Annotated in this window: 20 protein-coding genes; 9 read left to right on the forward strand and 11 right to left on the reverse strand. The window is 69.1% G+C overall.

Translation table 11 applies throughout. From position 1 onward, the window contains the following. Window positions 1-25: 25 nt before the first annotated feature. From ftsL to mraZ, 4 genes are read right to left on the reverse strand one after another with little or no spacing between them, the layout of a single operon-like run. On the reverse strand, window positions 26-430 hold the full coding sequence (gene ftsL / locus VF794_RS23160; protein ID WP_331113905.1) for a cell division protein FtsL: 405 nt from the start codon (window positions 428-430) through the stop codon (window positions 26-28). Next, on the reverse strand, window positions 427-1344 hold the full coding sequence (gene rsmH, locus VF794_RS23165; protein WP_414640943.1) for a 16S rRNA (cytosine(1402)-N(4))-methyltransferase RsmH: 918 nt from the start codon (window positions 1342-1344) through the stop codon (window positions 427-429). The genes ftsL and rsmH overlap by 4 nt, the downstream gene beginning before the upstream one ends. Window positions 1345-1347: 3 nt before the next feature. Beyond that, entirely contained in the window at window positions 1348-1725 is a 378-nt protein-coding gene (locus VF794_RS23170; protein WP_331113909.1) for an STAS domain-containing protein, read from the reverse strand. Between the two features lie 54 nt (window positions 1726-1779). Next, window positions 1780-2232, reverse strand: coding sequence for a division/cell wall cluster transcriptional repressor MraZ (gene mraZ, locus VF794_RS23175; protein ID WP_331113911.1), 453 nt, complete (start codon window positions 2230-2232; stop codon window positions 1780-1782). Between the two features lie 283 nt (window positions 2233-2515). On the opposite strand from mraZ, the gene VF794_RS23180 reads away from it, so the two are divergent. Both VF794_RS23180 and VF794_RS23185 read left to right on the forward strand, forming a co-directional pair. After that, a complete protein-coding gene (locus VF794_RS23180; RefSeq protein ID WP_331113913.1) occupies window positions 2516-3121 on the forward strand; it encodes a hypothetical protein in 606 nt (201 codons plus the stop codon). Window positions 3122-3206: 85 nt separating this feature from the next. Continuing rightward, window positions 3207-3929: a PilZ domain-containing protein gene (locus tag VF794_RS23185; protein ID WP_331113915.1), complete on the forward strand. Its 723-nt coding sequence runs from the start codon at window positions 3207-3209 to the stop codon at window positions 3927-3929. Window positions 3930-3932: 3 nt separating this feature from the next. On the opposite strand, the gene VF794_RS23190 is transcribed toward VF794_RS23185, so the two are convergent. Next, entirely contained in the window at window positions 3933-5738 is a 1806-nt protein-coding gene (locus tag VF794_RS23190) for an acyl-CoA dehydrogenase family protein (RefSeq protein ID WP_331113917.1), read from the reverse strand. Between the two features lie 151 nt (window positions 5739-5889). Here VF794_RS23190 and VF794_RS23195 point away from each other — a divergent pair, with 151 nt between their 5' ends. After that, window positions 5890-6234 carry a hypothetical protein gene (locus VF794_RS23195; protein WP_331113919.1) on the forward strand — a complete coding sequence of 115 codons (345 nt, stop codon included), beginning with the start codon at window positions 5890-5892 and terminating at the stop codon, window positions 6232-6234. A gap of 10 nt (window positions 6235-6244) precedes the next feature. Here VF794_RS23195 and VF794_RS23200 read toward each other — a convergent pair whose 3' ends face one another. Both VF794_RS23200 and VF794_RS23205 read right to left on the reverse strand, forming a co-directional pair. Continuing rightward, window positions 6245-7054 (reverse strand): hypothetical protein, encoded by an 810-nt coding sequence (locus VF794_RS23200; protein WP_331113921.1) that lies wholly within the window; start codon window positions 7052-7054, stop codon window positions 6245-6247. After that, the gene (locus tag VF794_RS23205) at window positions 7051-8043 is read right to left on the reverse strand and encodes a phosphatase domain-containing protein (RefSeq protein ID WP_331113923.1); all 993 of its coding nucleotides are present in this window, start codon (window positions 8041-8043) and stop codon (window positions 7051-7053) included. Before VF794_RS23205 ends, VF794_RS23200 begins: the two co-directional genes overlap by 4 nt. Window positions 8044-8320: 277 nt before the next feature. Here VF794_RS23205 and VF794_RS23210 point away from each other — a divergent pair, with 277 nt between their 5' ends. From VF794_RS23210 to VF794_RS23230, 5 genes are all read left to right on the forward strand, one after another. Further along, window positions 8321-9385, forward strand: coding sequence for a CarD family transcriptional regulator (locus VF794_RS23210; RefSeq protein ID WP_331113925.1), 1065 nt, complete (start codon window positions 8321-8323; stop codon window positions 9383-9385). A gap of 45 nt (window positions 9386-9430) precedes the next feature. Further along, a complete protein-coding gene (locus VF794_RS23215; protein WP_331113927.1) occupies window positions 9431-9943 on the forward strand; it encodes a hypothetical protein in 513 nt (170 codons plus the stop codon). Beyond that, window positions 9930-10892, forward strand: coding sequence for a hypothetical protein (locus tag VF794_RS23220; RefSeq protein ID WP_331113929.1), 963 nt, complete (start codon window positions 9930-9932; stop codon window positions 10890-10892). The genes VF794_RS23215 and VF794_RS23220 overlap by 14 nt, the downstream gene beginning before the upstream one ends. Next, a complete protein-coding gene (locus VF794_RS23225) occupies window positions 10889-12718 on the forward strand; it encodes an ArnT family glycosyltransferase (protein WP_331113931.1) in 1830 nt (609 codons plus the stop codon). Before VF794_RS23220 ends, VF794_RS23225 begins: the two co-directional genes overlap by 4 nt. Window positions 12719-12859: 141 nt before the next feature. Next, complete coding sequence (locus VF794_RS23230; protein ID WP_331113933.1) at window positions 12860-13429, forward strand: hypothetical protein; 570 nt, start codon at window positions 12860-12862, stop codon at window positions 13427-13429. A 52-nt stretch (window positions 13430-13481) separates the two neighbouring features. Here the strand turns inward: VF794_RS23230 and VF794_RS23235 are convergent, their stop codons facing one another. The 4 genes from VF794_RS23235 to VF794_RS23250 form a co-directional block, all read right to left on the reverse strand. Next, the gene (locus VF794_RS23235) at window positions 13482-14765 is read right to left on the reverse strand and encodes an MFS transporter (RefSeq protein ID WP_331113935.1); all 1284 of its coding nucleotides are present in this window, start codon (window positions 14763-14765) and stop codon (window positions 13482-13484) included. Between the two features lie 69 nt (window positions 14766-14834). Next, window positions 14835-16019 (reverse strand): iron-containing alcohol dehydrogenase, encoded by a 1185-nt coding sequence (locus VF794_RS23240; protein ID WP_331113937.1) that lies wholly within the window; start codon window positions 16017-16019, stop codon window positions 14835-14837. 9 nt (window positions 16020-16028) lie between these two features. Continuing rightward, on the reverse strand, window positions 16029-17489 hold the full coding sequence (locus VF794_RS23245) for a glutamine synthetase family protein (RefSeq protein ID WP_331113939.1): 1461 nt from the start codon (window positions 17487-17489) through the stop codon (window positions 16029-16031). A gap of 53 nt (window positions 17490-17542) precedes the next feature. Continuing rightward, entirely contained in the window at window positions 17543-19033 is a 1491-nt protein-coding gene (locus VF794_RS23250; protein WP_331113941.1) for an aldehyde dehydrogenase family protein, read from the reverse strand. A 126-nt stretch (window positions 19034-19159) separates the two neighbouring features. On the opposite strand from VF794_RS23250, the gene VF794_RS23255 reads away from it, so the two are divergent. After that, the gene (locus tag VF794_RS23255; protein WP_331113943.1) at window positions 19160-19897 is read left to right on the forward strand and encodes a glutamine amidotransferase; all 738 of its coding nucleotides are present in this window, start codon (window positions 19160-19162) and stop codon (window positions 19895-19897) included. The last annotated feature ends 40 nt before the right edge of the window (window positions 19898-19937 follow it).

The raw sequence follows: 19937 nt of genomic DNA on the forward strand, positions 1-19937 counted from the left end.
TGAAGTCCCTCACGACCCGCCCCCCTCAGTGACCGCGATCCGCCACGCGAACGCCCCGGGCATCCCGGGCCTCCACGCGCGCGTTGCGCTTGTTGCCCGGCTTCTCCGCCGGAAGGGCGATGACGACCGGGCCCGCGGGCATGGACATGCCGAGCTTCTCGCGCGCCAGCTTCTCCAGCCGGGCCGGGTTCTTCAGCGTGGCCAGCTCCAGCTTCAGCCGATCATTCTCCCGGATGAGGGCGCGCTCCTCGGCCTCGGCCTTGGAGAGGCGGTAGCCCATGTCCACCACCAGCACGCGGCTCGCCACGTGGAGGATGCCCACGCCGGCGAAGAGGGCGAAGAGGAACACCGCGGGCAGCAGGTGCATCAGCACCCGCCCCACCGAGACACCACTCCCACTGCCACGAGAGGTTGGATTACCGCGGCTCATCGAATCTTCTCCACCGCACGAAGGTGCGCGCTGCGGGCACGGGGGTTGGCGGAAACTTCCTCATCCGAGGGAGCGATGGCCTTGCGCGTCACCAGGGCGAAGTCTCCCTGGCCGCCACAGACGCACACCGGCAGGCCGGGCGGGCACTTGCAGAAGCCCACCAGGTCCCGGAAGGTCTCCTTCACCTTCCGGTCCTCCAACGAGTGGAACGAGATGACGGCGGCGCGGCCTCCCACCTTCAACAGGCGGGGCAGCGCGGCGAGCAGCGACTCCAGGGACTCCAGCTCCTGGTTCACCGCCATGCGCAGCGCCTGGAAGGTGCGGGTGGCCACGTGAATCTTGTTGGGCCAGGCCTTGCGCGGCACGGCGCGCTTGACGACCTCGGCGGCCTCCAGGGTGCGCACGGGCGGGGTGCGCTTGAGCTCGCGGGCAATGGCCTTGGCGAAGGGCTCCTCGCCGTACTCCTTGAGGATGCGGACCAGCTCCGCCTCGTCCTCCTCGGCGATGAGCTCGGCGGCGGTGCGGCCCGTGTCGCCCATGCGCATGTCCAGCGGCCCCTCGCGCTGGAAGGAGAAGCCGCGCTCGGGCACGTCGAGCTGGGGCGAGGACACGCCCAGGTCCACCAGCACCCCGTCTACCGGGAGCAGGTCCGAGGCCACGGCCAGCACGTCCCCGAAGTTGCCCTGGCGGGTGCTGAAGTGGGGGTAGCCGGCGAGCCGGGCCCGGGCGGCATCGAGCGCCACGGGGTCGCGGTCCACACCCAGGACGGTCGCACCTCGGGCGAGGAGCGCCTCCGTGTGGCCACCACCACCCAATGTGCCGTCGATGATCACCTTCCCCGCTCCCGGTCGAAGGACATCCACCGTCTCCTGGAGGAGGACGGTCTGGTGGCTGAAGTCAGCCAAGGGGCGCACGCACTAGACGAAAGGAGCCCGCGCGAGCGCGAAAGCGGCCCGGGCATCGTTCATATGCGGATAGAACTCGAAGGCGTCGTAGGCACCCGCGGCCCGGAAGATGGCGGCCAGGTAGGGCGAGAGCCCCGACAGCTTCACGTCTCCCCCAGCCTTGCGGAAGGCCTCGGCACGGGCCACCAGGGGCTTCACCCCGCGGTAGTCCAGGTGGCTCACCTCGGCGAAGTCCACCACCACGTTGCGCAGGCCCCGCTGCATCCGGTGCGCGAGCTCCTCGCAGACCTGGGTGAGGTCCTTCTCCAGTAGCTCCCCCTCGAGCATGAGGGTCTCCACGCGTCCACTGGATACGGCGCGGATGCCCTGTGACTCGGCTGCCTGGTTCATGTCGCCACCTTCCCGGCTTTTCTGCGTCTCGTCGAAAATTCGGCCTACAGCCCGCTACAGCGAGCGCAACTCGGTGAGTACGCGCATGACGTCCGCGCTGGAGGCTTCCTTGCGGGCCTCTTCCTGGGCCCTGGCCCAGCCCTCACGACTCCACAGCTCGATGACCTTCACCATCCCCGCCCAGACCACGTCCTTGTCGAACCCCGCGTGGGCCCGCAGCGACGGCGGAATCAGCACGCGCCCGAGCTTGTCGAGCGGGCACTCCTGGGCACTGGCCACGTAGAGCCGCATGAGGGTCTTCACCCCTGGCTCCATCGGGCTGCGCTTGGCGAGTGCCGCCTCGAGCTGCTCCCACTCCCGTACCGGGTAGGCGTGGAGACAGGGGTCCAACGCCGTCGTGATGATGAGGCGCTCGTCGTACGAGCCCACGAGCGTCTCGCGCAGCCGGGCCGGGAGGCTGGTGCGCCCCTTCGCGTCGATCTGGTGCTCATAGACGCCTCGGAACACGCGGAGAGATCCACCCTGTCAGCCCGGCCGATCCACATTACCCCACCCCTTCCCACTCCGATCCACTTCGGCGGCGGAAAATACGCGCGGCCCCCTACCCGGTCAAGAAATGCAACAGGCCCGTACAAGCCCGTGTCACCCGGGGGAAATCCGGGGTGGGTGGTGGACGGTGGAAAGCAGTGGAGGGCCGGGTGCGATTGACCCTGGCGGAAGCCCTCTGCATAACTGCCGACACTGAGCGACCCCACGGGGCCGCTCGTCTCCAAGAAGGAAAGGTGTACGCATGACGCGCTTCACTCGTCTGACGATGCTCTCGGCGATGGCGGCGGGCGTGGTGGCTTGCGGGGGTGGTGCGCAGCTGGGCGGTGGCGAGGAGGGTGCCGCGCAGGCCGCGTTCCAGGCCTCGAAGCCCATGGGCCGCACGGGCAGGACCTCGCAGAAGCTGCTGGACAAGGCGCTGGCCAGCGGGGCCGTCAACGTCACCCTCACCGCCAAGTGCACCCAGGGCGGCAAGGCGACCCTGAAGGCGGACCTGACGCAGGTCGGCCAGAACGGCGCGATCCACTACTCCGTCACCTACGACGACTGCAGCGAGGACGGGCGGAACGAGTACAACGGCACGATGGCGGCCTCGATGAGGTTCGACGCCGACCTGTCGCTCGGCACCCTCTCGTTCATCACCACGATGAAGGGCAAGCTGACCATCGAGGGCGAGGTCTCCGACTTCATCGACGCGGACGTGACGCTGACCATGGACTTCAACGCCACCTCGGCCCGCGCGGGCAACGTGCAGCTGGTGCTCGACGGCACCGTCAAGACCTCCACGGGCAGCTACACCTACGCCAACGAGTCCCTCAGCATCACCGCCGGTGAGCTCCCGGGCGCCTAGTCGCCTGCTGAGCAACCGAAGCATCCAGGGCCGGGGCTTCCATTTTGGAGCCCGGCCTTTTTCATGCCTTATGATGAGCGCCCCCATGAGCCAGACCGCGACGAAAAAAGCCCTCGGAGAAGTACGCCTGAAGGTGGCCTACAAGAAGCCCGAGGCGCTGCTGAGCGAGTACACGCGCAGCGTGGGCCAGGGGGGCGTGACGCTCCAGGTACAGAAGAGCCTGCCCTTGGGCACGCGCTTCGTCTTCGAGATGCACAACCCCGGGGTGGCCGTACCCGTGGAGGTGGTGGGCGAGGTGGTGCGGGTGACGTCACAGCCCGACGGGCGCTACATGATCACCGTGAAGTACGACGCGGGCATGGATCGGGGCGGGCTGGACGCGGTGCTCCAGCGCATCTTCGATCTCCAGGCCTTCGAGAAGCTGCGCCGCTACCCGCGCATCCCCCTGCGCCTGCTGGCGACGGAGGAGGAGACGCCCTTCGCGCCGCCCTACTTCGTGAAGGACCTGTCGCGCGGTGGCGTGGGCCTGGAGGTGGAGATGCCCGGGCTGCCCGCCTCGGTGAAGGTGGGCATGCCCTTCATGCTGGAGATGGAGCTGACGCTGGGCACGCTCATGCTGCACGGCGAGGTGGCGTGGACGTCCTCCGGTGGGGCCGAGGTGCTGCCCACCTTCGGCGTCACCTTCGGCACGCTCGGCCCGGACACCGTGGAGCGGCTGGAGAAGCTCCTCTCGCTGGAGTCCCTGCCGCCCGCTCCCTGGCGCGCCCGCATCTGCTTCGGCATGGATGCGGTGATGAAGATGCCCTGAGGGCTACACCGCGGAGTACGGGTAGCCCGTGGCCTTCTCCACGGCCTGGAGCACCGTCTCGCGCAGCTCCACTGGGTCGTACGGCGTGAAGAGCTCCAGCCGCGCCACCCGGGCGATGTGCTCCTTGAGCGCGTCGCCCTTCGCGGTGGCGCACAGCGCCTGCCGGGCCCGGTCGTAGGAGCGCGCGTTGGCCTCGGTGGCGTACTGCCGCGTCAGCGCCACCCGCGCCTCGTCGAGCTTCCCGTCCAACGCGGCCTGGCGCGTGCGCGTCACCATCGAGTCCAGCGCGTACGCGTCCATCACGATGTCCGCCACCGTGGCCAGCACCTCCTGGCGCTCCTCGATGGCCGGGCCGAACGCCTCGGCCGCCACCTTCAGCGTGTAGATGGCCAGCCGCTTGAGGTTCTCCGCCGCCTGCTCCTCCGCGGCCAGCGCGTCCGCCACCTTCGCCTTCGGCATCCGCCCCGCCGCCAGATCCTCGTCCACCGCCTGCGCCACCTCGAAGAGCGGCAGCGTGCCCTTCATCGTGCGCTTGAGCAGCATGCCCGCGATGAGCATGCGGTTGATTTCATTGGTGCCCTCGAAGATGCGGTTGATGCGCGCGTCCCGGTACGCCCGCTCCACCGGGTACTCCTCGATGTAGCCCGCGCCCCCGTGAATCTGGACCGCGTCGTCCACCAGGGACCCGAGCGCCTCCGAGCCGTACACCTTCATGATGGAGGACTCGATGGCGTACTCCTCGATGGCGGTGATGAGGCGCGCCGCGTAGTCCTCGGCCGACTTGTCCGCTCCGGCCATCACCGCGTCCACCAGCCCCGCCGTGCGGTACGTCATGCTCTCCACCGCGTAGACGAGCGTGGCCATCCGCGTGAGCTTCTCGCGGATGAGCGGGAAGCTGGCGATGGGCGCCTTGAACTGCTTGCGCTCCTGCGCGAAGAGCAGCGCGTTGCGCAGCTGGAGCTTCATGGAGCCGAGCACGCCCGCGCCCAGCTTGAGCCGGCCATAGTTGAGGATGTTGAAGGCGATCTTGTGCCCCTTGCCCACCTCGCCGAGCAGGTTCTCCCGGGGAATCCGCGCGTCCTCGAAGTAGAGCGGGCAGGTGGAGGAGCCGCGGATGCCCATCTTGTGCTCCTCGGGCCCCACGCTGAAGCCGGGCGTACCGCGCTCCACGATGAAGCCGGTGAACTTGTCCCCGTCCACCTTGGCGAACACCACGAACACGTCCGCGAAGGCCGCGTTGGTGATGTAGAGCTTGGAGCCGTTGAGGATCCACTCCTTGCCGTCCGGCGACAGCACGGCCTTCGTCTTCGCCCCGAGCGCGTCCGAGCCACTGCCCTGCTCGGTGAGGGCGTAGGCCGCGACGAGCTCGCCGGTGGCCAGCTTCGGTAGGTACTTCTGCTTCTGGGCCTCGTTGCCAAACCAGACGATGGGCAGCGTGCCGATGCCCGTGTGCGCACCGAAGGACACGGACCACGAGCCCTGCAGGCTCATGGCCTCGGCGATGAGCAGCGAGGTCGTCTTGTCCAGGCCCAGGCCCCCGTACGCCTCGGGAATGTCGATCATCAGCAGGCCGAGCTCACCGGCGCGGCGCAGCAGGTCCTTCAGCAGCGCGTTGTCCTTGGCCTCGATCTTGTCGGCCTGGGGGAGCACCTGCTCGGTGGCGAACTGGAGCGCCGTCTTGAGGTAGAGGCGCTGCTCCTCGGTGAACAGTTCGGGCGTGATGATGCGAACGGAACCCACGTCGTTGAAGAGGAAGGCACCCCCAACGGAAACCTCACCAGGACGGGCTTGCTCGAGCACTGCGGCCATTCGGAATCCTCCAGGAGTCCGCTTCCCTGCTTGGGAAGCAGTTGTGCCACCACACCCGCCAGGATATGGCGCGGTGCAGCAGGGCGGTAGTAGCGACAGGCCCGCCCCTTCTCAACCGAGGTTGACTCGGACTCACGGAGGACGTGACGCCATGAAGATGCGCTGGAACGTGCTGGGAGCGATGGTGCTGGGGTTCGGACTCGTGGGCTGCGGCTCGACGGTGGGCGACGCCTGCACGACGGACGACGAGTGCGGCTCCCAGGGCATCTGCATCAACGAGCGGGAGTACACGCCGGGAGGCTACTGCTCGCAGAGCTGCGTGCCCGGCAAGGACAACACCTGCCCCTCGGGGAGCACCTGTGTGAGCGAGGGAGCCGCCAAGGACGTATCGGCCTGCTTCCTGAAGTGCACGAACAGCGCGGAGTGCCGCAACGGCTACCGCTGCGTGGGCGGCTTCAAGGGCAATCCGGCCTCCATCTGCGTCTCGGGGACCTGAGCCCCCTCCCCTACTGACCCGCCGGGGTCCCCAACACGGGGGGCCTCGGTGTCGGGTAGATGAAGCACAGTGTCTCGAACAGCGACTCGCCGGGCGCCACATACACGCCGCTGAGCGCTCGCGCGGCCTGGGCCAGTTCCATGCCGAAGGACGGCACGAGGCAGAGATCCTCGGAGGTGGTGAAGCGCCCCTTCAGCTTCCCAAGTCCCTTGCGCAGGGTGGCGATGTCCTGCTTCCCCCCGCGCACGGGGATGGAGGGACCGTTCGCATCCGGACCGGGGAGCTTGCCCACGCTGGTGGTGAGCTCCAAGCCGTCCTGGCGCTGGATGATGCGCAGCTTGCCGGGAGCCACCTCCGCGAGCCATGCCTGGAAGCCCTGCTCGTCGCGCACCACCAGGGGATAGGCGACCGGGGCATCCGGGTGCAGCAACCACACCTCGCGGGCGGACTCACGCAGGGTGGCGAACAGTTCGGACGTCTGCGCGAGGAAGGTGTCCGCGTCGGGCACGAGCAGCACCCGCTGCTCCTTCACGCGCTCGCGCAGCCGGGCCCGCTCCTCGGGCCGAGAGGGTACGAAACGCTCCTCGCCGAGCCGCACGGCCTCCCTGGCCAGTTCCAATCGGAGCGCCTTCTCGGGGACGGGCTCGCCGTACACCTCGGCCGGAGCCACGTGGAAGCGTCCGCCCTCCCCCGACTCCGCGACGACCTTCGGCAGCGGTGGCGGCGCGAGCGACGGGAGCGGCTCGGCGGGCTTCTCCGGCTTGCAGCCCGCGCCGGGCAGCACCAGAAACCCCACCAACAGCAGCCGCTTCGGACTCATGGCACCGCCGTCCCCGCCGCGGGCACTGATGCGGGGAACGCGGTGGAGACGCACGTGCGCCGGGCGAGCCCCGCCCCCATGGCGTGCTCGGCGGCGGTGCTCGCGTCCTTGAAGAGGACCATGTCCTGGAAGCGGGTGGCGTCCCCGCTTTTGCCGGCATCGCGGATGTAGATGGCGCGCACGCGCCCGGGGAACTCCTCGCGGATTTGAGCGTAGACCTCCGGGTCCTTCTCACCCGAGTCCCCCACGAGCACCACCGGGTGGGGGAAGCGCTGGAGCAGGCTCCGGATGAGGGGCTGCTTGTAGCCGGAGAGCGTGTCCGGCCCCAAGTCGCGCAGGTAGAGGCCGAAGCCCGCCGGGAAGCCATGGCGCGAGAGGAAGGCACTCACCCGGGGCCCGAACTGCACGGGCGAGCCGCTCACCAGCGCGAAGGCGGGCACCGCCCCCGAGTCCGCGCCGAGGCAGCCATAGAAGCCCGCCATGCCGGGAACGACCTTCTGGGTGTCCGCGTCGCGCAGGAGCGCGTTGGTCACCAGCTTGTCCGGCTTCGTCACCTCGGAGATGGCCACGGTGTCATCGAAGTCGGAGACGACGAGGAAGGGCGCGGTGTCCGAGACGATCTCCACCCGGGCACTGGCGCTCGCGCCGGGCACTCGCGCCTGGGCCTCATGGCCGCCCACGGGGAACGGGCCCACGTGGGGCGGTGGGAGCGTGACCTGGAAGTCGCCGTCCTCTCCACTGGTGACGGTGGCCGAGACGCCCAGGAAGGACACCTCCACCCGGGCCCCCTTCCAGTTGCGGCTCGCCAGGCGCCGCAGGTTGCGCGAGAGCGCGGTGCTGCCATGCGGGGTGTCGGCCAGGACACGGCCGTGGAGGGTGACGCCCCCGGGGCGGCCGAGCGCCGGGAAGAGCAGCACCTCCGGGCCAGCGGACGCCGTGGCGGAGGCGAGGACGAGGAGGAGCGCGGCGATGCGGGCGGGGACGTTCACCAGGGAATCCCGAGAAGGAGCAGTAGGGGTGCATGATACCCGTGACAGTGCACGGGTAGCGGGAAGGACAGGCCCGTAGCGACCTGTAGCGCGAAAGAGCGCTCCCCTGCCCTCCTGCCTCTTGTGGGACGCTCGGCCGCATGAGGTGCGGGCCAACGTGCTCCAGTCGGGCCGCACGGGACCTCTAGCGTCGGACACGCACCGCCGGTAAGTCATGGTAACTGGAGAGGGTTGGTGGTACGACCGCGCCTCTCTGTTCTCGCTCCACGAGGGGGACATGCCAGAAGGCTCCGCGTCACTCCAACTCGCGATTGGCGACCGGGTGGTCTACCCCAACCAGGGTGTCTGCCGTGTGTCCGCCATCGAAGTGAAGGAGGTGGCGGGTCAGAAGCTCACCTTCGTCACCATGCGCCGTGAAGAGGATGGGGCGGTGGTGATGGTGCCCCAGGCCAAGGTGCTGTCCATCGGCGTGCGGAAGATCGCCAGCGCCGACGACGTCACCCAGGTCTTCGAGTTCCTGCGCTCTGACAGCGACAAGGCGGACCTGGACTGGAAGCAGCGCGCCCGGACCAACCTGGATCGGATGACCCAGGGCGGCCTGGTGGGCCTGGCCGAGGTGGTCAAGGGACTCCAGGTGCTCAGCGAGCTGCGCCCGCTGCCCACCAAGGAGCGCGAGCTGTACGACAACGCGCGCCACCTGCTGGTGTCCGAGATCGCCGCCGCGCTCAACACCAGCGACTGCAACGCCGAGGACTCCATCGACCTCGTGCTCTTCCCACTGGGCCGTGAGCGCCCCAAGCGCACCGCCGCCGAGTTCAAGGTCCGCGAGGAGGGCGACGAGGAGCTCGGGCTGGACGCCGACCTGCTCGGGCTGGATACCGAGCTGGACCTGCCTCCCGACGAGGAGGAGGCCCCCGCCGAGGAGGAGGAGGAGAACTCCGAGGAAGAGGGCGGCGAGGACGAGGAGGGCGAGGCCAAGCCCCGCAAGAAGGCCGCGGCCTCCGCCGAAGGCGGCGCGGAGGGCGAGGAGGCACCCAAGCGCAAGCGGGGCCGTCCGCCCAAGCCCAAGCCCGAGGGGGCCGAGGCCGCCGCCGCCGCCGCTCCCAAGAAGCGGGGCCGTCCGCCCAAGCCCAAGCCCGAGGGGGCCGAGGCCGCCGCCGCCGCCGCTCCCAAGAAGCGCGGTCGCCCACCCAAGGCCAAGCCCGAGGGGGCCGAGGCCGCTGCCGCCGCCGCTCCCAAGAAGCGCGGTCGCCCACCCAAGGCCAAGGCTCCCGAGGAGACCGAGGATGCCGATCTGGATGCGGACCTTGATTCGGACGACGACATCGAGGCCGATGAGTGAAACACCCAGGGCCCCCACCAGGGCCCTCTCCCGAGGTGACGCCCCGTGATTCGCGTCGTGACGCTGGACTCCTTCGACGAAAAGCAGATCGCGAAGCTCTGCCAGACGCTCTACACGGCGTTTGGCGTGGGCAGCGAGCACTCCGGCCAGAAGGAGGTGCCCACGGGCATGTCCGAGCCGTTGGACGCGGAGAAGCTCATCGCGGAGATCAAGGGCGTGAGGGCCTATGAGGACGACAAGGTCCTCTTCATCACCTCGCGCAAGCTGAAGGAGCGCGAGCTGCCGGGCGGCAAGGTCCCCACCCCCGGCTACGCCCTGTACAACAAGGACCGGGCCATCATCAGCACCCACGGGTACAAGGACCTGGAAGCGTCCTTCAAGCCCGTGGCGCGCAACGCGCTCCAGCAGATTGGCCACCTGTGGGGCCTGCACCACTGCCTGGATCCGCGCTGCGCGATGTATCCACCCTGGACGCCGTCGTTCGCCACGGGTGAGGCCTCCTTCTGCACCTTCTGCCGCGAGAAGAGCGAGCAGAAGCTCCGCCTTGCGAAGTCCTAGGTCCATCCCGCGCGCCCTCCCCCTGGTGGAGCTGGGGGGGTTGCTGCTCGTCGCGCTCGTCTGCCTCGTCTTCCAGCTCCGATTGCCTGGCCGTTTCCCCTCCGAGGCGGACTACCGCACGGTGGCGGACTGGCTGCGCGCCGAGGCCCGCCCCGGTGACGCGGTGCTCCTCTTCCCCTGGTGGACCGAGAAGGCCCGGCTCTACGTGCCGCCGGAGCTGCCGGTGTACGGCTACCTCGGCTCGGACAAGGACGACCTGGGTGCGCACCCGCGCGTCTGGGTGCTGGGCCAGCCGGAGTTGCCGCGCGCGGAGGAGTCCGACTTCCGAGCCGTCTTCCTCCCGCGACGCACCGTGGTGGGAGCACCGCGCCGTGCGGGCAACCTGGAGCTGACGCTGTACGAGAACGGCCGCTACCGGCCCCGCCGCTTCGTGGCCTCGGAGGCGTACGCCAAGGCCCGCGTCTACCTGGAGTCGCCGGAGGGCACGCGGCGCGACTGCCCCTTCAACGGGCGCGTGCACCGCTGCCCCGGGCCGCCGCACCAGTATGTGGCGCCCGAGTGGCACGAAATCCTCTACCAACCGCGCCACTGCCTGTGGATGCACCCGCCCGGTGGCAAGGAGCGCGTGGTGGCCGAATTCGACGGGGTGCCCGGGGGTACGGAGCTGCGCCTCGAGGGCGGCATCATCTTCGAGTACGCCTTCCGCCACGAGCCGCACTTGAGCACCACGAACTACGGCGTGGAGGACGCGGCCACCCGCGAGTCGCTGCTGAGCATCTCCCAGCCGGCGGGCCTGGAGGGCGTACAGGGCGCGTCGCGCACGCTGCCACCGGGAGGGCCTCGCACGGTGAGGGTCTGGGTGCAGGCGGACAACCCGGACTCACGCCAGGTGTGCCTGGACCTCTTCGCGCTCGGAGACGGGGCCGCCGTCTCCCGGGAGGGCACATGACGGGCCGGGCACCGACTCGGGACGAGCGCTGGCTGGCGCTGGCGCTGTGGGTGCTGGGCTTCGCCGCGCTGTGGCTCACCGAGAGCGCGGTGGGCTTCACGCGCGACGAGAGCGTCTACTTCTACGCGGGCGAGACGTACGCGCGTTGGTTCCAGCAGCTCTTCCGCGAGCCCACGCGCGCGCTCACGGACGCCGCCATCGTCCGGGCCTGGGACTACAACCACGAGCACCCGGTGCTGATGAAGGCCCTCTTCGGGCTCTCGCACCTGCTCTTCCACGACACGCTGGGGTGGCTGCGCTCGGCGGCGGCCTTCCGGTTGCCGGCCTTCGCCCTGTCGGCGCTGGTGCCGGCCCTCCTCTTCCTGCTGGGCAGCGCGGTGTATGGCCGCACCGCGGCCCTGTTCGCCTCGCTCTCCTTCCTGCTCGTCCCGCGCCAGTACTTCAACGCGGAGCTGGCCTGCTTCGACATGCCCATCGCGGCCATGTGGCTGCTGGTCGTCTACGCCTTCTGGCGCGCGCTGGAGGACAGGAAGTGGGGCGTGCTGTGTGGCGTCTTCTTCGGCCTCGCCTTGTGCACCAAGCACAACGCCCTCTTCCTCCCCTTCGTGCTCGGGCCCTTCTCGCTGTGGCGCGCGTGGGTCTCCAGCGAGGGCAACCCGGCCGCGCGCACCGGGCTCTGGCGCGTGCTGGGCCTCTTCGCCGCGGTGGCGGTGCTGTACGGGCTGCTGGTGCTGAGCCTGGGGCCCGAGGACTTCCAGCGGAAGTTCCTCCCGCTCAGCCCGCACACGCTGCTCTTCGTGGGGCTCGCGGTGGGGGCCCTGTGGATGCTCCACGAGCTGAACCAGGTGAACGCGCCCACGGCGCTCGCCCTGCTCCCGCTGGCCACCATGGCGGCGTTCGGGCCCGTCATCTTCTACCTGCACTGGCCCTACCTCTGGCACGCGCCGGTGGACCGCACGGCCTGGTACCTGAACTTCCACGCCACCCACAACCACTACGCCTGGTTCTACCTGGGCACGCTGATGCGCGAGCCGCCCTTCCCGCTCGACTACGTGCTGGTGAAGACGGCCCTCACCGTCCCCACCAGTCTCTTCGTGCCGATGGTGACGGGGTGGTTGGCGCTCGCCGGGCGCACGGTGCTGAGCCTCTTCGAACGCACACGGGCCTGGGTGCGCATGCCCTCCCTGGCCGAGGGGCTGGTGGGCGTGAACGCGGTCGCCTCCATCCTCGTCATCAGCCACCCCGACGTGCCGCACTTCGGCGGGGTGAAGCACTGGCTGCCGTCCATGCCCTTCCTGGGCCTGCTCGCCGGTGTGGCGGTGACGCGCGGCTGCGAGGCCCTCGTGGAGCGGTGGCGCCCCCGCTGGCCCAAGCTGTCCCTGGCGGCGGTGGCGGCGCCCGTCTTCGCGCTGCTGATGCTGCCGGCGCTCATCGGACTGGTGCGCGTGTTCCCCTACGGGACGAGCTTCTACTCGGAGCTGGCGGGCGGCGTGCCGGGCGCGGCGTCACTGGGCATGCAGCGCCAGTTCTGGTCGAACAACGTGACGGCGGTGCTGCCGTGGATCAACCAGCACGCCCCACGCAACGGGCGCGTCTTCCTGCACGAGGTGAACGGGCTCTCGTTCCGCGACTACCAGCGCAACGGGATGCTGCGGAGTGATCTCCAGCAGGCCGGTCCGTTCGACGCGGACATCGCGGCGTACCAGTACCACCAGGAGTTCCGTGAGCATGAGTTCAACGTCTGGGAGTCTTTCGGGACGAGGACGCCAGTCACGGGGCTGTACCTGGACGAGACGCCGCAGGTGGTCGTCTACCAGCGGCGTTGAGCCATGCCGCGCCGCGTTGGAAGTGAAAAGCACTTCACGGAGTGTTCAAGCGGAAACGACGGGGGGCCCCCGGAGGCGGAAGTCCCGACTTCCAGGCTACGCTCGTTCGCAACCGTGGTGGACGTCTCCCAGGAGGGACAGATGACTCGGTGGACATGGGCCGTAGCGGTGGTCGCGCTGGTGGGCGCGGGTTGCCGGCAGGAGCAGAAGCCGGCGGTGCCGACGCGCGCGGAACTCAAGACGATGGGGGGCTCCACGGTGGAGTTCCTCCCGAAGGAAGGTCAGCACCCCTACTGCCTGCTCTACACCGTGTCGGAGAAGGGCATCATCCGGCAGCTCACGATGACGCGCGAGAACCGCTCCATCAAGTGCGACGCGGGCAAGCGCATCTACAACTCCAGCTTCCGCGTCCCGGTCGAGGAGGGGAAGGTGCGCGCGTACATCATCTTCTCGGACCAGCGCATCAACGCGGGCTCGGTGGCGCAGCAGCTCTATGACCTCCGGGACAAGCCGATGGTGACGGCGATGGACTTCCGGCTGCCGGGCTCGGTGGCGGTGGAGACGCTCGAGTTCACGCCGCAGGCGGGAGGCGAGCCGGTGATGGGCTCGGTGGTGGGCACCACGGACATCGCCGAGGGCAGCCAGACCGACGAGGCCGAGGTGGAGGAGCCCGGGACGGACGCGCCGACCGCCGCGGACGCCGCGCACTGACCCGGGGCGTGCCCTCTCCCCGAGGGGAGAGGGTCCTCCTCGAGCGACACCCTCAGGAGAGGGCCGGCTCCGTGGACGGCTTGGCGGGCGCGGGCGCGGGCTGCTCGCGAATGCCCACCAGGACCAGGAGGGCCGCCACGACGAGCGCGCCGAGCATCACGTGGAAGCCCGCCGCGGCGTCGTTGTTGTTCCACTTGATGACGTAGCCGATGAGGATGTTGGTGAGGAACCCACCAATCTGCCCACCGGTATTGATGAAGCCCGAGCCCGAGCCCATCAGCTTGGGGGGCACGAGGATCATCGGCAGGGTCCAGATGGCGCCCGTGGCCATGAAGAGCAGGAAGCCCGCGAGGCACTGGGCGATCATGTACTGGGTGGGATCGTTGATCTGCGTGAACAGGTAGAGGCAGAGGCCACCGAGGGCCTGGCAGCCGAACACCAGGTACTTGCGCCGGCCGCGGAACCAGCGATCCGACACGTAGCCGGCCACCGTGCAGCCAAGGCCTCCGAAGAGGAACGGGAGCGCCCCGACGAAGCCGGTCCTCGTCAGGGAGAGCTTCTTCACCTCGATGAGGTACGTGGGCAGCCAGTTGAGCCAGCCGTACATCGTGAGGTTGTAGATGAGGGCGATGAAGAAGAGCACCCAGATGGCGGGCGAGCGCAGGAGCTGACCGAAGCTGGCCTTCTCCAGCGTCTGCTCCGCGTTGGCGGCCTGGGAGCGGGTATCGCGCTCGAACTCCTCGCGCTCCTCGGCGGAGACCTTCGGGCTCTCCTGGAGGGAGTTGGTGATGTACAGCGTGGCGGCCAGCAGGCAGATCACCCCGGCACCGCCGAGGATGTAGAAGCTCACCCGCCACCCGAGCACGGGCAGGAACGCGCCGAGCAACAGCGAGGAGATCGCCGGTCCGAAGGCCACGGAGGAGAGGATGATCGCGTTGGCGGTACCGCGGTTCTTCTTCGTGTACCAGTTGCCGATGACCTTCCAGACGGCGGCCGGGAAGATGCCCTCACCGATGCCGAAGAGGAAGCGCACCGCCAGCATGCTGACGAGGCCCCCCACCACGCCGGTGAGCGCGGTGAACAGGGACCACCAGGCCAGCGCGAAGAGGATCACCTTCCGGGGACCGATGCGGTCGGCCAGCATCCCGCCGGGAATCTGGAAGAGCGCGTAGCCCGCGAAGAAGGCACTGAGGATCCAGCCGAACTGATCCGGCCCGAGCTGGAACTCCTGGCGGATGAGCGGACCGGTCATGTTGATGGCCATCCGGTCCAGCCAGGCCACGAGATAGCAGAGGAGGACGGCGAGCCCGACCTTGTAACTGGTCTTGAAATTCATGACGCGGGAGCATACCCGCGCCCGGGCCCGTCGCCCAACCCTCCCCTACCGCCCCCCTGAAGCGGGGGCCTAGAACGACTCGCGCAGCATGGCGAGCAGGTCGTCCTGGGTGCACGGACGGGGGTTACCCCGGTGCGAGGCATCCACGAAGGCCTTCTCGGCGATGCGCACGAGGTCCTTCTCCTGCACCCCCGCGTCCCGCAGGCGCGAGGGGATGCCGATGGCGGCATTGAGCTTGCGCACCCGCTCGACGGCGTTGCCCGCGAGTACCTCCTCCCGGGCGTTGGAGGTATCCCCCATGGCCAGGGCCACGCGGGCCAGCCGCGCGGTGCAGACCGGGCGGTTGAACTCCATCACCACGGGCAGGACGATGGCGTTGGCCAGACCGTGGTGGATGCCGGAGATGGGCGTGAGCGCATGCGCCAGCGCGTGGCAGGCCCCGAGCCCCTTCTGGAAGGCCATGGCGCCCTGCATGGCGGCCACCATCATGTCCGAGCGGGCGATGAGATCCCTCCCCTGCTCCACGGCCTTGGGCAGCGAGCGCGCCACGCGGGCGATGCCGTCGATGGCCACCGCGTCCGCGAGCGGGTGGAAGCCGTTGGAGAGGTAGGCCTCCAGGCAGTGGACGAAGGCGTCCATGCCCGTGGCCGCGGTGGGCCCGGGAGGCAGCCCGAGGGTGAGCTCGGGGTCGCTGATGGCGGCCTTGGGCATGAGGAACGGGCTGAAGATGACCGTCTTGCGCCCGGTGTCCGAGAGCGTGGCCACGCCCGAGCGGCTCACCTCCGAGCCCGTGCCCGCGGTGGTGGGGATGGCGATGAGCGGCGGCATGTTGTCGCGCACGTACTGGTCCCCGCCCGTCGCGTCGTCGTAGCGCGACAGAGGGGGCTCGTGCGTGGTGAGCACCTGCACCAGCTTGGCCGCGTCCAGCGGGCTGCCGCCGCCGATGGCGATGATGCCGTCGCATTGGTTGGCCTTGTAGGCCGCCAGGCCCGCGAAGGCATCACGCTCCGTCGGGTCGGGCTTCACCTCCTCGAAGGTGGCGAAGCTTACCCCGGCGGCCTTGAGCACTTCATAGAGGCGCTGCGCCAGCCCCGCCTTCACGACTCCCGCGTCGGTGACCACCAGCGGGCGCTTCATTCCCAGCCGGCTCACCTGGGCCGGGAGGCGCTGCAGGGCGCCGGCCCCGAAGACGACCTTCGTGGGCCAGGACATCTCGGTGATGCGCGGCTCGTTGGGCATGTCGAACGGTTTCATCGGTATCTCCTAGATCAGCTCCATGTAGCGCTCGAGCTCCCAGTTCGTGACGGCGCGCTCGTACTGCCGCGCCTCCCACTCGCGCGTGCGCACGAAGTGGTCCACGAACTCCTCGCCCAGAATCTGCCTGGCCCGCTTCGAGCCCTTCAGCAACGTGACGGCTTCCTTGAGCGAGCGCGGCAGCGGGGGCGCGTCGACGGCGTACCCGTTGCTCGCGCACGGCGCGGGAGGCTCCACCTCGTTCTCGATGCCCCACAGGCCGGCCGCGAGGCTCACCGCCATGCCGATGTACGCATTCATGTCCGAGCCCGTCTGGCGGTACTCGATGCGCATGGACTTGGGGCTGTCGCCGATGACGCGCACCGCCGTGGTCCGGTTCTCCTTGCCCCACGTGGCCGTCACCGGGGCCCACGTGTTCTCCACGCTGCGCTTGTAGCTGTTCACCGTGGGCCAGTAGAGCGCCGTCAGCTCCGGCATCAGCTCGATCAGCCCGCCGATGTAGTGCCGCATCGTCTGGCTCATCCCGTCCGCGGCGGCGGCGTCATGGAAGACGTTCTCATCGGTCTTGAGCGACCACAGCGACTCGTGGATGTGCCCCGAGCACCCCGGCAGCTTCGGGTTCACCTTCGCCATGAAGCAGGCCGTGAGGCCGTGCCGGGTGCAGATCTCCTTCACCACCGTCTTGAAGAGCGCCGCCTTGTCCGCGGCCTTCTCCAGATCGTCGTAGCGGATGGCGGCCTCGAAGACGCCCGGGCCCGTCTCGGTGTGGAAGCCCTCCAGGTCCAACCCGAAGTCGCGACAGCCGTTGATGATGGCGTGCACCAGCGGCGCGCTCGCGGACGTGCGCAGCCACGAGTAGCCGAACATGCCCGGCGTCAGCGGCGTCAGGTTCGCGAAGCCCTTGTCCTTCAGGGTCTGCGGCGTCTCCTTGAAGATGAAGAACTCGTACTCGGCGCCGAACTTCGGCTGGTAGCCCATGTCCCGCGCGCGCTGGTGGATCTTCTGGAGCAGCTGGCGGGGGCTCGGCTCGAAGGGCGAGCCGTCCGGCTTGACGAAGTCCAGGAGGAAGGCCGCCGTGTCCGGCTCCCACGGGATGATGCGCCCGGTGCTCATGTCCACCGTGCAGTGGCCGTCCGGGTAGCCGGTGTGCCAGCCCGTCACCTTCGTGTTGTCGAGCAGCTCGTCCGCGATGTCCCAGCCGAACACCACGTCACAGAACCCGAGCCCGCCCTTGCACGCGGAGATGAACTTCTCCACCGACACGTACTTGCCGCGCCAGACGCCGTCCACGTCCACGGCGCCGATCTTCACCTGCCGGACGCCCTTCTCCTCGAACCACTTGAGCAGCACGTCCGTGCCCGAGGGCTCGCGCAGCGACCTGACATTGCCGCGCTCCTTGTCCTTGGAGCGCGTGCGCCTGCCCGCCGGCTGCGGCAGGGTGATGACCTTCGCCTTGGAACGGTTCGCCATTGTCCGACTCCTCCTCCTTCTCCCCACGCCCATCAGCGCACCCCCGTCCTCAATCAGCTGTCCGAGGGCAGCTTCGTCCACACGGCCTTCGTCTGGAGGTAGCCCTCCAGCGCGTGATGCGACAAGTCCCGGCCCCAACCGGACTCCCTGTAGCCACCGAAGGGCGCCGCATCATCGAACTCGTTGAAACAGTTGATCCACACCACGCCGCTCTTCACCCGGCGCGCCAGGACGTGCGCCTTGGCCACGTCCCGAGTCCAGATGGAGGCGGCCAGGCCGTACGGGGTGCCGTTGGCGATCTCCACCGCCTGGGCCTCGTCGCTGAAGCGCAGGCAGCTGAGCACCGGGCCGAAGATCTCCTCCTGCGCGATGCGCATGGTCGGCAGCACGTCCCCGAAGATGGTGGGCTTGACGAAGTAGCCCTTGGCCTTGGCCCCCTCGGTATCGCGCCCGCCGCCGGCCAGCACCCTGGCGCCCTGCTGCTTGCCGCTCTCGATGTAGCCGAGCACGGTCTCGAGCTGCTTGGCGCTCACCTGCGAGCCCATCTCGGTGTCCGCGGCCAGCGGGTCGCCCACCTTCATGTTCTTCGCGCGCTCGGCCAACCGCTCCACGAAGGCGTCATAGGCCTGCTCGTGCACCAGCACGCGGCTGCCCGCGTTGCAGACCTCCCCCTTGTTGCTGAAGACGCCCCAGAAGCACGCCTCCACGGCCTGATCGAAGTCCGCGTCCGGGAGGATGATTTGAGGGCTCTTGCCGCCCAGCTCCAGCGTCAGCTTCTTGAGGTTGCTCGCCGCCGAGGCCTGGAGCAGCCGCCGCGCGGTGCGTCCCGAGCCGGTGAAGGAGATCTTGTCCACGTCCGGGTGCCGGGCGATGGCCTCACCCGCGGGGTCGCCGTAGCCGGTCACCACGTTGAGCACCCCGGGAGGCAGCCCCGCCTCCAGGGCGAGCGCCCCCAGCTCGAGCGCGGTCAGTGGAGTGAGCTCCGAGGGCTTGAGCACCACGGTGCACCCGGCCGCCAGCGCGGGCCCGAGCTTCCAGCACGCCAGGCTGGTGGGGTAGTTCCACGGCACGATGGCGCCCACCACACCCACGGGCTCCTTCAAGCAGTAGGTGAGGAAGGGGCCATCCACGGGCAGCACCTCGCCCCGGATCTTGTTCGCCCAGTCGGCGAAGTAGGACAGCGTCGCCGCGCCCGGCCCCACGTCCCCGCGGAGGGCCTCGCGCAACGTCTTGCCGTTCTCCAGGGACTCCAGGAGCGAGAGCGCCTCGCGGTGCTGCCACAGCAGCTCGGAGAAGCGGCGCACGAGCCGGCCGCGATCGCTGGCGTTCATCTTCCCCCAGGGACCGGACTCGAAGGCCCGCCGGGCCGCCCTGACCGCCTTGTCCACATCCGCCCCCGTGGCGGAGGGCACGTCGCAGATCTTCTCACCCGTGGCGGGGTTCACCACCGGAAGGGTGCCGCCCTCGACGGGGTCCACATACTGGCCATCAATGATCAGCTTGAGGGCCGGAAGTCGTGGAGAGAGCGAGCGAGCGTCGGTCATGGAGATACCTTCGATACCCTCGGAAGCCGCGGACGCGCACCTCGGGCGCGCAAGCGTCAACAGGAAGCGGCAGCCGAAGCTAGGGAGCGACACCCGATGCGGCAACCCGACCCACCGAGAGGCGCGATGAAGAACGTTCTCCTGTTGAAAGCTGGTGATGCGGCCCACTCCGTACGTCTAACCGTGGGGGACTACGAAAGCTGGTTCGTCGAGTCCCTCGCGCCCGGGGGCTGCCGCTTCGACATCCTTCATGTCCACCAGGGGGCCAGGCTCCCCCCGAGCGCCGAGGGCTATGACGCGGTGATGATGACGGGCTCGCCGCTGTCGGTGACGCAGCCAGAGCCGTGGATGGAGCAGGCCGCGGAATTCATGATGAACGCGGGGGAGCACGGGGTGCCGGTGCTCGGGGTGTGCTTCGGACACCAGTTGCTCGCGTACGCCCACGGGGCCCGAGTGGTGCGCAACCACCAGGGGCGGGAGATTGGCACCGTGGAGGTCCGCTTGAGCGAGGCGGGCCGGGAGGATCCGCTCTTCGACGGAGTACCCGAGCGCTTCGCCATCCAGGCCACCCACGAGGACATCGTCGAGCATCCCCCCGAGGGCGCCACGGTGCTCGCGGGCAACGCGAACACGGCGGTACAGGCGCTGGCCTTCGGGCCCCGCATCCGCGGCGTGCAGTTCCACCCCGAGGTCCAGCCCGAGGCCATGCGCGCCCTGATTCTGGCCCGTGCGGAGAAGTTGGAGGTCGAAGCAATTGCCCGGGGTCATGGGCCCGGGGAGCGGGTGCCCCGACTGCTGGCGGGGATTGCTCCCTCGCCCGCCGGGCGGCGCATCCTCCAGAACTTCGTGGAGCAGTTCACCTGAACGCGGGGCTGGAGTAGGTACACCTATGGCCTCTCGCTGG

This window comes from Archangium sp., from assembly GCF_036389735.1.
Lineage (GTDB): Bacteria > Myxococcota > Myxococcia > Myxococcales > Myxococcaceae > Archangium.

Coding starts and splice junctions, on each gene's coding strand:
- ftsL (WP_331113905.1), bottom strand. CDS start 430: ATGAGCCGCGGTAATCCAACCTCTCGTGGCAGTGGGAGTGGTGTCTCG.
- VF794_RS23250 (WP_331113941.1), bottom strand. CDS start 19,033: ATGACCGACGCTCGCTCGCTCTCTCCACGACTTCCGGCCCTCAAGCTG.
- VF794_RS23225 (WP_331113931.1), top strand. CDS start 10,889: ATGACGGGCCGGGCACCGACTCGGGACGAGCGCTGGCTGGCGCTGGCG.
- VF794_RS23245 (WP_331113939.1), bottom strand. CDS start 17,489: ATGGCGAACCGTTCCAAGGCGAAGGTCATCACCCTGCCGCAGCCGGCG.
- VF794_RS23180 (WP_331113913.1), top strand. CDS start 2,516: ATGACGCGCTTCACTCGTCTGACGATGCTCTCGGCGATGGCGGCGGGC.
- VF794_RS23240 (WP_331113937.1), bottom strand. CDS start 16,019: ATGAAACCGTTCGACATGCCCAACGAGCCGCGCATCACCGAGATGTCC.
- VF794_RS23210 (WP_331113925.1), top strand. CDS start 8,321: ATGCCAGAAGGCTCCGCGTCACTCCAACTCGCGATTGGCGACCGGGTG.
- VF794_RS23235 (WP_331113935.1), bottom strand. CDS start 14,765: ATGAATTTCAAGACCAGTTACAAGGTCGGGCTCGCCGTCCTCCTCTGC.
- VF794_RS23230 (WP_331113933.1), top strand. CDS start 12,860: ATGACTCGGTGGACATGGGCCGTAGCGGTGGTCGCGCTGGTGGGCGCG.
- VF794_RS23190 (WP_331113917.1), bottom strand. CDS start 5,738: ATGGCCGCAGTGCTCGAGCAAGCCCGTCCTGGTGAGGTTTCCGTTGGG.
- VF794_RS23200 (WP_331113921.1), bottom strand. CDS start 7,054: ATGAGTCCGAAGCGGCTGCTGTTGGTGGGGTTTCTGGTGCTGCCCGGC.
- VF794_RS23170 (WP_331113909.1), bottom strand. CDS start 1,725: ATGAACCAGGCAGCCGAGTCACAGGGCATCCGCGCCGTATCCAGTGGA.
- VF794_RS23185 (WP_331113915.1), top strand. CDS start 3,207: ATGAGCCAGACCGCGACGAAAAAAGCCCTCGGAGAAGTACGCCTGAAG.
- VF794_RS23195 (WP_331113919.1), top strand. CDS start 5,890: ATGAAGATGCGCTGGAACGTGCTGGGAGCGATGGTGCTGGGGTTCGGA.
- VF794_RS23255 (WP_331113943.1), top strand. CDS start 19,160: ATGAAGAACGTTCTCCTGTTGAAAGCTGGTGATGCGGCCCACTCCGTA.